Origin of the sequence: Streptomyces sp. M-16 (genome assembly GCF_052114405.1) — a bacterium.
GTDB lineage: Bacteria > Actinomycetota > Actinomycetes > Streptomycetales > Streptomycetaceae > Streptomyces.
On the sequence record NZ_JBFRER010000042.1, the window covers coordinates 1 to 12119 of the forward strand.

13 protein-coding genes are annotated in these 12119 nt (G+C 72.1%); 4 read left to right on the plus strand and 9 right to left on the minus strand.

Annotated features, from left to right (window positions below; genetic code table 11):
- Positions 1 to 95: 95 nt before the first annotated feature.
- The gene (locus tag AB4039_RS20240; protein ID WP_266839578.1) at positions 96 to 536 is read right to left on the minus strand and encodes a DUF6299 family protein; all 441 of its coding nucleotides are present in this window, start codon (positions 534 to 536) and stop codon (positions 96 to 98) included.
- A gap of 170 nt (positions 537 to 706) precedes the next feature.
- Between AB4039_RS20240 and AB4039_RS20245 the strand changes: the two genes are divergently transcribed.
- Together AB4039_RS20245 and AB4039_RS20250 are read left to right on the plus strand one after the other, a co-directional pair.
- Positions 707 to 1318, plus strand: a complete 612-nt coding sequence (locus AB4039_RS20245) for a DUF4352 domain-containing protein (protein WP_442271410.1) — start codon at positions 707 to 709, stop codon at positions 1316 to 1318.
- Between the two features lie 57 nt (positions 1319 to 1375).
- Positions 1376 to 1870: a DUF5949 family protein gene (locus AB4039_RS20250; protein WP_266839574.1), complete on the plus strand. Its 495-nt coding sequence runs from the start codon at positions 1376 to 1378 to the stop codon at positions 1868 to 1870.
- 109 nt (positions 1871 to 1979) lie between these two features.
- On the opposite strand, the gene AB4039_RS20255 is transcribed toward AB4039_RS20250, so the two are convergent.
- Together AB4039_RS20255 and AB4039_RS20260 are read right to left on the minus strand one after the other, a co-directional pair.
- Positions 1980 to 3245, minus strand: coding sequence for a cytochrome P450 (locus tag AB4039_RS20255; RefSeq protein WP_442271411.1), 1266 nt, complete (start codon positions 3243 to 3245; stop codon positions 1980 to 1982).
- Positions 3246 to 3391: 146 nt separating this feature from the next.
- Positions 3392 to 4558: a low temperature requirement protein A gene (locus AB4039_RS20260; RefSeq protein WP_442271412.1), complete on the minus strand. Its 1167-nt coding sequence runs from the start codon at positions 4556 to 4558 to the stop codon at positions 3392 to 3394.
- Positions 4559 to 5357: 799 nt separating this feature from the next.
- Here AB4039_RS20260 and AB4039_RS20265 point away from each other — a divergent pair.
- Positions 5358 to 5597 carry a hypothetical protein gene (locus AB4039_RS20265; protein WP_442271413.1) on the plus strand — a complete coding sequence of 80 codons (240 nt, stop codon included), beginning with the start codon at positions 5358 to 5360 and terminating at the stop codon, positions 5595 to 5597.
- A 13-nt stretch (positions 5598 to 5610) separates the two neighbouring features.
- On the opposite strand, the gene mscL is transcribed toward AB4039_RS20265, so the two are convergent.
- Positions 5611 to 6111 (minus strand): large conductance mechanosensitive channel protein MscL, encoded by a 501-nt coding sequence (gene mscL / locus AB4039_RS20270; protein ID WP_442271414.1) that lies wholly within the window; start codon positions 6109 to 6111, stop codon positions 5611 to 5613.
- Positions 6112 to 6234: 123 nt separating this feature from the next.
- Positions 6235 to 6768: a hypothetical protein gene (locus AB4039_RS20275; protein ID WP_266839564.1), complete on the minus strand. Its 534-nt coding sequence runs from the start codon at positions 6766 to 6768 to the stop codon at positions 6235 to 6237.
- A 197-nt stretch (positions 6769 to 6965) separates the two neighbouring features.
- Here AB4039_RS20275 and AB4039_RS20280 point away from each other — a divergent pair, with 197 nt between their 5' ends.
- A complete protein-coding gene (locus tag AB4039_RS20280) occupies positions 6966 to 7328 on the plus strand; it encodes a DUF6086 family protein (protein ID WP_266839562.1) in 363 nt (120 codons plus the stop codon).
- 69 nt (positions 7329 to 7397) lie between these two features.
- Here the strand turns inward: AB4039_RS20280 and AB4039_RS20285 are convergent, their stop codons facing one another.
- From AB4039_RS20285 to AB4039_RS20300, 4 genes are all read right to left on the minus strand, one after another.
- Positions 7398 to 8231 (minus strand): S-methyl-5'-thioadenosine phosphorylase, encoded by an 834-nt coding sequence (locus tag AB4039_RS20285; RefSeq protein ID WP_442271415.1) that lies wholly within the window; start codon positions 8229 to 8231, stop codon positions 7398 to 7400.
- Between the two features lie 83 nt (positions 8232 to 8314).
- Entirely contained in the window at positions 8315 to 8626 is a 312-nt protein-coding gene (locus tag AB4039_RS20290) for an FmdB family zinc ribbon protein (protein WP_266839558.1), read from the minus strand.
- Positions 8627 to 8693: 67 nt separating this feature from the next.
- A complete protein-coding gene (locus AB4039_RS20295) occupies positions 8694 to 10049 on the minus strand; it encodes an MFS transporter (protein WP_266839556.1) in 1356 nt (451 codons plus the stop codon).
- 548 nt (positions 10050 to 10597) lie between these two features.
- Positions 10598 to 12058: a potassium/proton antiporter gene (locus AB4039_RS20300; protein ID WP_442271416.1), complete on the minus strand. Its 1461-nt coding sequence runs from the start codon at positions 12056 to 12058 to the stop codon at positions 10598 to 10600.
- Between the last annotated feature and the right edge of the window lie 61 nt (positions 12059 to 12119).

Below are 12119 nucleotides of genomic sequence, written 5' to 3' on the forward strand. Positions count from 1 at the left end.
GTCCGGCGCCGGGCGGCCGGGGATCCGGGCATCCGGCGCCGGAGGCCTCCGCCGGTGGCCGCGGCCACCGGCGGGGCGGCGGGTGCGCTGCGGCCTCAGTGCAGCTCGTGGATCTCGATGTCCCGGCTGTCCACGGCGACGGTGTCGACCGCCCTCGGCATCAGGCCGTGCAGGTGCACCTCCTGGAGCTCCGCCGTCGCCACCGCGCGACCCGGGTGCAGGCCGGCGCCGAACTGCGGCGCCCGCACCTTCCACTCGTGCGGCGCACCGTCGCAGACGGCACCGGTCCCGATGCTGAGCCTGCCCGCGTCCTCCTGGGCGACGGTCACCTTGACCTGCGTAGCCCCGCCGGGGGACGCGGCCTCGCACTGGTAGGCCCCGTGAAGGGTGATCGCACCGTCCCGGGCGATCTCCGCGTCGGCGTTGACGACGACGGCCTGCTGAAAGACGGTGGCGGCGGCGGGGGCCGCGAACAAAGCGCTCGCGGCCAGTGCGGAGAAGGCGGAGAAGGCCATTCGGCGGGCAGGCGTACGCATTCTTCCTCCAGGTGGGCGTGGATGACGGGATTCCGCCGGAACGCATTGTGCTGGCAGTCGGGGGCAAACGCGCACCGCATACCCGTGTCGGTGTGTGCAATTGCCCGCTCGGGCGCGTGAGACTGGCCGAAATACATCCCCGCACCGAAGATCCCCGAAGGGGTCCCCGTATGCGCCAGCACACCGCAGTCCTCTCCGCCGCCACCCTTCTGCCCGTCCTGCTGTTCGGCGCCACCGCCTGCCAGAGCGCCCCCGAGGGCGCCGCACTCGCCCCCGCCGCCGCGCCCGCCGTCCCGGTCGACGACGGGGCGCCCGGCACCGACGAGGAGCCCGCGGCGCCGGCCCGCGGCGCGGACGGGGCCGCCGCGAAGGATGCCCATGTGGGTGACTCCGTACGGGTGCAGGGGCGTGAGGTGGGGCGACACCTCCAGGCCGTGCTCGCCGCCTACGTGGACCCCGCGCTCAGCGTGGAGCCGAACTACGGGCCCCCCGCAGGGAAGCGCTGGACGGCCGCCTCGATGTCGTTCGTCAACGTCGGCGGCGCCTCGTACGGGCCCCTCGGGCGCATGTGGGCGTACGACAGCGCGGGGAAGCGCTACCCGGCCGTGCGCACCGGTGAACTGACCACCGGCAAACCACTCGTCTTCGATTCCCTCGCGGTCGGTGAGCGGGCCGAGGGATGGGTGGTGTTCGAAATCCCGGAAAACACGCGCATTGTGCGGCTGCAGTATCAGGACGCGAACATCCGGGCGAATTCCGGAGGGGGTTTCTGGTCGGTCTAGCCCGCCCGGGTGAAAGGCCGTGAAAGGGCCCGGTTCCAGAGCACTAAGGTGCGGCGCATGACTTCAACGCAAGCCGAAATCGACCGGTCCCACCTCGGCACCCTTTCCGTGCTCGCCTGGATCGGTGACCCCTCCGAAGGGCACGACATCCCGTACCTCCTCGCCTACATCCTCGGCGACGGCCCGCAGGGCCGGGAGGCGGGCGAGAAGGCCGCGCGCGGACTGCTGGAGGAGATCGGCCTGCCCATCGGCGACGTGGTCATGGACGGCACCCGCAACCCGCGCACCTTCGCCGTGCAGATCCTCCTCGCGGGCAGCCAGGTCGCCCTGACCCTGCCCGGCCTGAACGCGACCTGCACCGCCCCCGACGAGTGGGTCGCCGCCGCCAACGAGAGCGGGCAGGCGTACTTCCTGTTCGCCACGCGCGCCTGGCCCGAGGCCGTCCCCGGCAAGCCGGTCACCCCCGAGCTCCTGCAGGCCTTCGCCGGCGACGAGGAAGTGCTGACCAGCAGCGCCCACTGCGTCCTGACGGTGCAGAGCCTCCAGCAGTAGGCGGGGCCGTGCTCCGGCCGCCGGGCTCCCAGCCCGCCCGGTGGCCGGTCCCCCCCGCCTGCCGTCGTCCGGTCCCTCCACCTGCCGGCCGGTCCCCCCCTGCCCGCCGTCACACCCCGGTGTGGGGACACTCGAAGGCGAACCGCAGCGAACGCACCCGGTTGTCGAAGCTGGACCCCGCCAGATCGGGCAGCCCCACCGCGCGCAGCCCCACCGGACGTGTCAGCAGCTCGCGGAAGAGCGCCTTCATCTCCACCCGGGCCAGGTGTGCGCCCAGGCAGAAGTGCGGACCGCCACCCCCGAACCCCAGATGGGGGTTGGGGGAGCGGGTGATGTCGAAGGCGTCCGGATCGGGGAAGACCGCCTCGTCACGGTTGGCGGAGGCGTAGTACAGCACCACCTTGTCGCCGGGCCGGAACAGGTGCCCGCCCAGGGTGTGTTCGGCCGCCACCGTCCGGCGGAACTGGATGATCGGCGTCGAGTGCCGGATCATCTCGTCCACCGCGCCGTCCGCGTGCTTCTCGAAGTCCGAGAGCAACAGGTCCCGTTGTTCCGGGAAGTCGGTCAGCAGCGTCAGCCCGTGGGTGATGGCGTTACGGGTCGTCTCGACCCCCGCCACCATCAGCAGGCTGAAGAACGCCCCCAGTTGCCGGGCCCCGAGCGCCTGGCCGTCGACGTTCGCGCAGACCAGCGCCGAGATCAGGTCGTCGCTGGGGTGCCTGCGCCGCTCCCGCCCGATCCCCGCGACCATCCGCTGCATCCGGGCCAGCGCCCGCAGCCCCCGCCCCGGCATCCGCAGCCGCGACGCCAGGCCCCGCTCCACCCCGATGTTCTCGGAAGCGTGGTTGACCCGGTCCGCGATCTCCGCCCGGTAGCGCTCCGGGATGCCCATCATGTTGCAGATGACCTCCAGCGGCAGCCGGGAGGCCACCGCCGACACGAACTCGTCCGGCCGCCCCTCCAGCACGTCGTCCACGATCCGCGCCGCCACCGCGTGGATGTCCTCCTCGGCGGCGGCCAGCAGACGGGGCGTGAAGGCCCGCTGCACGATCTTGCGCAGCTGCGCGTGGTCCGGACCGTCCAGGTTGACCATCGAGTCCCCGAACAGCGCCCGCACCCACCGGGCCGGCTCCGGTGTGGTGACCCCGGGCGCACTGGCGAACACCTTGGGCAGCCGGCTCGCCTCCTGCACGTCCGCGTGCCGGACGAGCGCCCAATGGCCGGCCCCCTCCGGGACGAACACCGGGGACGGCAGCGCGCGCAAACGCGCGAAGGCGGCCAGGCGCCGGTCCGGCGGAAGCTGCCAGAAACCCGGTTCGGCCAGTTCCGCTCCGGGACCGGTCGCGCTGCTCTGCCGTTGCGGGGGGAGTGTCATGGGGCCGTCTCTTCCTGTCGCCTTGGTGCGTGACGCGCACCGCGTGATGCGTGGCGCGCCCTACGCGGTGCGCCGTGCTGCAGAACGGATCCACGGGCACGGGAGTGACGGCCCCACGGCCGGCGCCTCCCCCGGAGCCCCGGACCTCAGACGGCGACGGCCGCCCGCGGCCCGCCCCGGACCGAGAGGGTCTGGCCCACCGCCACGGTGGCCGTCGCGAACAGGCCGGCGTAGAACACCGCGTAGTCACCCGTCCACGTGCACGCGAGGATCACGACGGCGGACACCGGCAGCACCAGCTGCTGGGCGAGACCCCGTTTGAAGTGCCGGGAGTGCAACAACCACACCATCATCAGGAACAGGGCCGTCGGGACGGTGACGGCGGCGTTCGCGGCCACCTGCGAAATGTGGGCCTGGCCCACCGCGTGCTCCACCGCGACCTCGATGCCCGCACCGATCGCCGCACCCGACGCGAAGATCAACAGATGGCCGTACCCCCACGGGATCGCCTCCCTGTTGGACGTCAGCCGCTCGTGCATCGGCACCGCGAAGTAGATCCACCACGCGGCGAACACGATCAACAGCCCGCCGGCGGCGATCGGCAGCAGCTCACCGAGGGCCTCGTGCTCGTCGAGCGCCGACTTCACGGCCACCGTGCTCGCGGCGATCGTCTCGCCGAGCACGATGATGGTGAACAGCCCGTACCGTTCCGCGATGTGGTGCGCGTGCCACGGCGTCTGGTGCCCGCGCTCGGCCAGCACCGGAACCAACAGCTCCGCCGCCACCAGCACCAGGAACAGCCACTGCTTGGACGCGTCCGGGGCGAACAGCAGCGCCACCCAGCCCGCCTGGCACAACACCAGCCCCGCCGCGTACTTCAGCGCCGCCGTACGGGCCGGACCGCTCTCCCCGGACGCCGCCCGCAGCCACTGCGCCGTCAACGCCACCCGCATGATCAGGTAGCCGATGACGGCCACCGTCCAGTCGTTGTCGTTGAAGGCACGGCTCACCCCCGCCGCGTAGACCAGCACACCGGCGATCTGCACGAGCGTCGCGATCCGGTACGGCACGTCGTCACAGTCGTAGGCCGACGCGAACCACGTGAAGTTCATCCACGCCCACCACACCCCGAAGAAGACGAAGAAGTATCCGATCACCCCGCTCCCCGGATGGCCCTCCGCCAGCGAGTGCACCAGACACTGACCGGCCTGGGCGATCGCGACGACGAAACAGAGATCGAAGAACAGCTCCAGCGGAGTCGCCGCCCGGTGGTCCTCGTCGCGGCTGCGCGCGGTCATCCGTACGTACGTCATACCGYCCAGCACAGCAGCGCCCGGCCGCCCGACAGGCGAGGCGCGCGGCCCGCACCCCACGGGTACCCCGGGCGGACTCGTGACGGCCCACCACCCTCGGAACGACCCGCCTCCCCACCGGCGCCCCCGGGGCGGGAGGGCCCCGCCCCGATTCGGAGCAACCCTTAAGATCCGCACAACAGGCTGAAACGGTACAAACCGCCTAGCGTGGTGCTGTGTCCGAGCCCCCAGAAGCCCTCGCCGCAGCCCCGCCACCCCCAGGGCCCCCCGAGGTCCCACCGTCGGCCGGACGGTCCGTCGCCGCGCGGGCCACCCTCGCCGGCGCCGTCGTCTCCCTCCTGCTCATCGCCGCGACCGTGCTCGGCGGCCGCCTCCTGCGGGACTTCGACTCCGCCCCGCCGCCCTACGCCGTCGCCACGGTCTTCCTGGCCTTCGGCGTGGCCCCTCTTCACGAAGGGCTCCGGCAGCTCCGTCTCGGCCGCCGACTTCAAGAGGGCGCCCACCGCCCCGCCGAAGACGACCGCCAATGGCCCAGGTCAAGAGGGGCTTCAAGGGCCCGCGACGGACCCGGCCGAGCGGGCGCACCTGCCCCCCGCACCCCTCGACCCGGCCATCACCGCCCACGGTTTCTTCCTCATCCCCGCGAGGTTCGCCGCCATGGCCGTCACCGGCGCGCTGTGGATCTTCATCGGGTTCTGCGCGACCCGCCTCACCGTGTGCTGGTGGTTCTACGCCCGCCAGGGCGCCGAGGCTCCCAGCCGAACCGGGCGGGCGGCGGGGGCCGCCGTACCCTGGACGCATGAGCACCTCCGCCGCCCCCGACCCGCTGCCCGAGTCCGCCGCGACGCCTCCGCCGGCCCCGGCACCGGCGTCGTCGACGCCGGCTGCCAAGCCGCGCCCCCGGCTGATCTTCGACGACCCGCTGGACCAGCAGTCGTCCGACGACACCGACCGCGGCTGGGGCGAGCGGCCGCCCGCCGGCGGAAGCGCGGCCGACCTGGCCCGCTTCCTCGACGAGAAGCCCCCGCACCACATCTGATTGGCCCGAGCGGTCAGAAGGCGTCCCGTGCCCCCGGAGCCTGGCCGCTGCCGCCGTTCGAGCCCCGCTGCGTCACCAGGGCGTCGCGGATCTCCTTGAGGACCTCCAGCTCGGTGATCTCCATGGTCTCCTTCACCCCCTCCTTGGCCTTGCGGCGCGCCTCCTGCCGGGCGAGGTACTTCGCCATGGGCAGGACCATCAGGAAGTAGACGACCGCCGCGGTGATCAGGAAGGTCAGTGCGGCGTTGAGGACCGACCCCCACAGGATGTTGACGCCGGTCGGTTCGCCCTTCGCGTCGATGCCACAGGGATCCTTCAGGCACGAGGTGTAGACATCCAGGCTTTTGGTGCCGATGGCGCCCACGAGAGGGCTGATGATGCCCTTCACGATCGAGTTCACGATGTTCGTGAACGCGGCGCCGATGACCACGGCCACCGCCAGGTCCACCACGTTGCCGCGCATCAGGAAGGCCTTGAAGCCCGCCAGCACGCTCTCCTTCTTCTTCTCGCCCACCACTGAGCCTTTCTCTGGAACCGCTGAATACGGAGTCAACTGTTCCGAAAGTTACGTCAGTCCGAGCCCGCAGTGTCCAATCGAGCCTCAGAACAAGGCGACTTGACTGGGCGTACGTGCGAATCAGCACAACGTCACCGCCAGACGCGCCACCGTGCCCGCGCCCACCAGGGCCCGAGCGGTGTCCCGGGGGACGGACAGCACCACCAGCGCGCCGCCGTCCCCGCCCTTCTCCGGCTCGGGCACCTCGGTGACCCGGGCTCCGGCCGCCACCACGCGGGGCGGGCCGGTGCGCTCCGCCGCGACCACGTCCACCCGGTCCCCGGGGCGCAGCAGCCGCACCGTCGCCGCGTCCGCGATGCGCACGGGCGCCGACACCAGGCGTACCACCGCCGCCGGCGGTTTCGCCACGGGCGGGGCCGCGCCCCGGGAGGCCCGGGCCTGTGCCCCGCCCACGGCCAGGGCTGCCGCCACGACGGCCAGCCCGGCCGCGGTGGCCCGCCTGCGCCGGCGCACCGCGCGACGCAGCCGGCCCCCGGCCCGGCCCACGCGGAGCGGGGGGAAGGGGGGAACGGGGCGCGAGGGGGGACACGCGGAGGGAGAGGGGACGGGGGAGGTGGAGGGCGAACAGGGGGGACGGGAAGAGGTCCTGGACATGGTGGGCACCGCCGAGCCGATCGGGATCCGGTGTCCGGGGCCAGCGCCCGGACCCCCTCACGATCCGCCGTTCCGTCCGATGCCGCGCCGGTCTGTGGACGGTCCCCAGGTTGTGGACAACCCGGTCACCCTCACGGGCGGCCCCGGCGCCCGCCCCCGACGCCGGAGCGGCAGCCCCCGCACGCGATCATCGACGGATGAGTCAGTACTACAACAGGGGCGACGAGGTGCTCTGGAACCCGGCGACAGGAGTGTCCCGGCTCTTCCTCGCGCAGGTGGCCGCCTTCGAGCGGGAACTGGGGATCCCGTCCGGGATCGGGCCCATGGAGGCCGACGACAGCGAGGTCGACCCGGTGGCGCTCGCCCGGTTCGCGGAGCAACTCGTGGACCGGTACCTGCGCGGGAGCCATCCCGTCGCCGCCGTGCTCTCCGAAGGGTTCACCGCTGTCGTCGCGGCCTTGGCCGCGCGTGCCCGGGTCCCCCTCGACCTGGGGCAGGGGGACCGGGCAGACCGGCTCCGCGAGCTCGTCCGCGGGGTGCGGCCGGCCGTGCGCGGCTGAGCCGGGCGGCCGAAGGCGGGCGAAGGCGGCCGGAGGGAGGCGCGGTCGCGGCCGGGGTGGTGAGGGCGGCTAAGGGAGCTCGATGCCGAGGTCCCAGCCGTCGTGGGCGTGGGTGCACAGGCAGGAGCGGGACGCGGTCGGCGGGAGGGCCGCGACGGCGTCGAAAAGGACCTCGCGCAGCCGGCCGACGTTCTCGCCGAACACCTTGAGGACCTCCGCGTGGGAGACGCCCTCGCCCGTCTCGGCACCCGCGTCCAGGTCGGTGACCAGGGCCATCGAGGTGTAGCAGAGCCCCAGCTCGCGGGCGAGGACCGCCTCCGGGTGCCCCGTCATGCCGACCACCGACCAGCCCGCCGCCGCGTGCCAGCGCGATTCCGCCCGCGTGGAGAAGCGGGGTCCCTCTATGACGACCATCGTGCCGCCGTCCACCGGCTCCCAGTCGCGCCCCCGCGCCGCTTCGAGCGCCACCGTGCGCCCGACCGGGCAGTACGGGTCGGCGAAGGTCGTGTGCACGACGTTGGGGACGCTGCCGTCCGGCAGCGGCTCCCCGTCGAAGAAGGTCTGGGCACGGGACTTCGTACGGTCGACCAGCTGGTCCGGGACGAGCAGCGTGCCCGGCCCGTACTCCGCCCGCAGGCCGCCCACCGCGCACGGGCCCAGCACCTGGCGGACGCCGACGGAGCGCAGCGCCCACAGGTTGGCCCGATAGTTGATCTTGTGTGGGGGCACGGTGTGGCTGCGCCCGTGCCGCGGCAGGAAGGCGACCTGCCGCCCGGCCAGCTCGCCCAGGTACAGGGAGTCGCTGGGGGGCCCGTACGGGGTCTCCACCTGGATCTCCGAGACGTCGTCCAGGAAGGAGTAGAAGCCCGAGCCGCCGATGACACCGATCTCTGCGTTGACCATGGCGCCACCCTAACCGGGTACGCGTAAGGCCCCGCCGCCCAGGAGGGCGAGCGGGGCCTTACGGAAAAAGAAGGGCTTACCGGTCAGGCGGCGGACGTGGAGCCGGCGCTGCCGCCGGTGCCGGACGACGACGTCGAGGAGGACGAAGCGGCGGCAGGCGCTGCGGTGGTCGTCGTCGAGGTCGAGGGCTTCGAGGCGGGCGTGCTGCTCGACGAAGCGCCACGGCTGTCGTTCCGGTAGAAACCGGAACCCTTGAAGACGATGCCTACCGCGGAGAACACCTTCTTCAGGCGTCCGTCGCAGCTCGGGCACACGGTCAGTGCGTCATCGGTGAACTTCTGCACGGCCTCAAGGCCCTCACCGCACTCGGTGCACTGGTACTGGTAGGTCGGCACGAATTTCCTCCTGGCACTCTGACTCAATGAGTGCTAACGACGCTCCATGGTGACGTATTCCGGCGGATCAGTCCACCGTCACAGGCTGGCGGTGACCGATGCCACGCTCGTTCGCCCGGTTGCGGGCGGCCGGCGAGGGGGTTGCCGCAGGGGTCGCCGCGGCGGTGGGAGCGGACGCGTTCACGATCCGGCTCGCGGCCGCGGGCGCCAGCTTCGCCCGCAGGGCCAGCAGGGTGACCAGCGCGAGCGCGGTGGCCACCAGCGGCACCAGGAAGCCGTACGAGGACCCGTGCGCGTCCGTCAGCCGGCCGGCCAGGGTCACGGCGCCGGCCTGGCCGAAGGCGACCGCGCCGGTCAGCCAGGTGAAGGCCTCGGTGCGCGAGGCGGCCGGGATCAGCTGCTCGATCATGGTGTAGCCGGTGATCAGCGCGGGGGCGATGCACAGGCCGACGACCAGGCCGAGGGCGCCCAGCAGGATCATCGAGTGGGCGGCCCACAGGACGGACGCGGCGGCGGTGAGACCGATGTAGCCGAGGATCAGGCGCCGGCGCGGGCCGATCTTCCAGGCGATGGCGCCCATGGCGATGCCGGCGGTCATGTTGCCGGCCGCGAAGATGCCGTACAGCAGGCCGTTGGCGCCCGGGTTGCCGATCTCGTTGGAGAAGGCGGCGAGCGAGACCTGCATGCCGCCGAAGACGGCGCCGATGCCGATGAAGGCGACGATCAGGACGCGCAGGCCCGGGAAGGACAGCGCGGAGGCGTGCTTCTGGCCGCCGGCCGGCACCGGGGCCGGCTTCGGCTCCGTGGCGCGCTGCGCGGCGAAGAAGAGGCCGCCGAGCAGGGTCAGGGCGGCCTCGGTGGCCAGACCGGCCGCCGGGTGGATGCCGGTGCACAGCGCGGTGGCGAGCACGGGTCCGACGACGAAGGTGAACTCGTCGGTGACGGACTCGAACGCGGCCGCGGTCGGCAGTAGCGGGGATCCTTCGAGCTTGGCCGCCCAGCGGGAGCGGACCATGGGCCCGACCTGCGGGACGGATGCGCCGGCCGGGACGGCGGCCAGCGCGAGCGCCCACAGCGGGGCGCCGAGGAGGGCCAGCGCGGTCAGAGCGGAGACCGCGGCGGCGTGGACGAGGACGACCGGCACGAGGACGGCGCTCTGGCCGCGGCGGTCGGTGAACTTGCCCATGACCGGTGCGGAGAGGGCCATGGAGACGCCGGTGACGGCGGCGACGATGCCGGCGTCGCCGTAGGAGCCGGTGGCGTGCTGGACGAGCAGCAGGATGCTGATCGTCAGCATGCCGAACGGCAGACGGGCGGCGAAGCCGGGGAGGACGAAGCCGAGGGCGCCGGGCGTGCGCAGAAGCTGCCCGTAGCCGGGTCGGGTGGACGTGGCGGACTTGTCGGTCGTGACCGCGGATGTCACGGCCTGGCCTTTCCGCTGCCTGGTAGAGCGTCCCCGTCTGCGGACGGTGTGCCGCCTTGTGAGCGACCGCACCCGTACATGTGGGAGCCCCGAGAGCTGTCCTCTTGCGCAGAACCGAGTGATACCTGGGCGCCCACTGCGGGAGGGTGCCACGGCCGCTTTGCGGTCGCGCCAGCTCTGCGTCAGGCAGAGTTGGTTCGATCTGGTGTGCCTTCATCGTACAGGGGAATCCGCTACCACGCCCTGTGATTTCTCTGGCAACTCGTGTCTTCACCTGCGATTAACTGGAGCTTCGCATTCCAGCGCCCATGAAATGGGGGCGAAGAAGGTCATACGCCACCGAAATTGGCGAGTTTAGAGCAACGCTCTATAGCGGAGCGTTCACCTTGCCCACCCCTGCGTCACCCTCCGTCACCGAAAATCGCCACCGACCCACCGCGGGTGACCGTGTGTGCGGCGGCCGGGGAATGTCGACAAATGTGGACCGTCGAAGCACGTCGAAGCACGTCGAAGAACGCCGGTCGGACGCCACCGTCCGCCGGCCGCCCTCACAACGACGTTCCGCCCCCGGTGCCCAGCCACCCCGCCAGCTTGCCGCCGCGCGCCACTGCCCGAAGCCGGGCCTCCGCCGCGTCGCGAACCGGATCCGTGGCCACCACCAGCAGTTCGTCCCCGCGCCGCAGCACGGTCGACGGCGCCGGTACGAAGCTCTTCGCGTCCCGGACCACCAGCGTCACCGACGCTCCCGCCGGCAGCCGCAGCTCGCTGACCTCCACCCCGTGCATGCGCGAGGCGGGCGGGATCGCGAAGGACAGCAGGTGCCCGCGCAGCTTCTCCAGCGGCGCCGACTCGATCCCGAGGTCGGCCGCGGCCTCGTCCGTGTCGCCGAGCTCCAGCTTGCGCGCCACCCACGGCAGGGTCGGGCCCTGGACCAGGGTGTAGACGACGACGAGCACGAAGACGATGTTGAAGACCCGGTCGCTGCCCTCGATGCCGGTCACCATCGGGATGGTCGCCAGGATGATGGGGACGGCCCCGCGCAGGCCCGCCCACGACATCAGGGCCTGCTCCTGCCACGGGATCCGGAAGGGCAGCAGGCTGACGAACACCTCCAGGGGCCGCGCCACCATCGTCAGCACCAGTCCGATGATCACGGCGGGCCAGAAGTCGCTCGCCAGCTCGTGCGGGGTGACCAGCAGGCCCAGCAGCACGAACATGCCGATCTGCGCGATCCAGCCGAGCCCGTCCGCGAATCCGCGAGTGGCCGGCCAGTGCGGCAGCTTCGCGTTCCCGAGCACCATGGCCGCCAGGTACACCGCCAGGAAGCCGGAGCCGTGCGCCATCGCGCCGGCGGCGTACGCCGCCACCGCTATCGCCATCACCGCGATCGGGTACAGGCCGGAGGCGGGCAGCGCCACGTGCCGCAGTCCGTACGCCCCCAGGAAGCCCACCGTCAGGCCGATCGCGGCGCCGATCGCCAGCTCCAGCGCGATCTTGCCGATCAGGACGAACCAGTCGTCCACCGGTCCGACCGTCGCGAAGGCCACCACCAGGATCACGACGGGAGCGTCGTTGAAGCCGGACTCGGCCTCCAGTACGCCCGTCACCCGCGAGGGGAGCGGGACCTTGCGCAGGACGGAGAAGACGGCCGCCGCGTCGGTCGAGGAGACGACCGCGCCGATCAGCAGGGCTTGGCGCCACTCCAGCCCGACCAGGTAGTGCGCGCCCGCCGCCGTGACGCCCACGCTGACCGCGACGCCGACCAGCGACAGTACGATCGCGGCCGGCAGTGCGGGTTTGATCTCTTTCCACTTGGTGCCCAGACCACCCTCGGCGAGGATCACGACGAGCGCGGCGTAACCGATGACCTGCGTGAGCTCGGCATTGTCGAATACGACGTTGCCGATGCCGTCCTGGCCTATCGCTATGCCTATGCCGAGGTAGATGAGCAGGCTGGGGAGGCCGCTGCGTGAGGAGACGCGTACCGCCGCTACCGCGACGAGCAGCACGAGCGAGCAGACCAGCAGGAGCTCGTTGAGCGTGTGGACAGTCAGCGGGCGGCCCTTTCCT

Coding starts and splice junctions, on each gene's coding strand:
- AB4039_RS20240 (WP_266839578.1), bottom strand. CDS start 536: ATGCGTACGCCTGCCCGCCGAATGGCCTTCTCCGCCTTCTCCGCACTG.
- AB4039_RS20245 (WP_442271410.1), top strand. CDS start 707: ATGCGCCAGCACACCGCAGTCCTCTCCGCCGCCACCCTTCTGCCCGTC.
- AB4039_RS20250 (WP_266839574.1), top strand. CDS start 1,376: ATGACTTCAACGCAAGCCGAAATCGACCGGTCCCACCTCGGCACCCTT.
- AB4039_RS20255 (WP_442271411.1), bottom strand. CDS start 3,245: ATGACACTCCCCCCGCAACGGCAGAGCAGCGCGACCGGTCCCGGAGCG.
- AB4039_RS20260 (WP_442271412.1), bottom strand. CDS start 4,558: ATGACGTACGTACGGATGACCGCGCGCAGCCGCGACGAGGACCACCGG.
- AB4039_RS20265 (WP_442271413.1), top strand. CDS start 5,358: ATGAGCACCTCCGCCGCCCCCGACCCGCTGCCCGAGTCCGCCGCGACG.
- AB4039_RS20275 (WP_266839564.1), bottom strand. CDS start 6,768: ATGTCCAGGACCTCTTCCCGTCCCCCCTGTTCGCCCTCCACCTCCCCC.
- AB4039_RS20280 (WP_266839562.1), top strand. CDS start 6,966: ATGAGTCAGTACTACAACAGGGGCGACGAGGTGCTCTGGAACCCGGCG.
- AB4039_RS20285 (WP_442271415.1), bottom strand. CDS start 8,231: ATGGTCAACGCAGAGATCGGTGTCATCGGCGGCTCGGGCTTCTACTCC.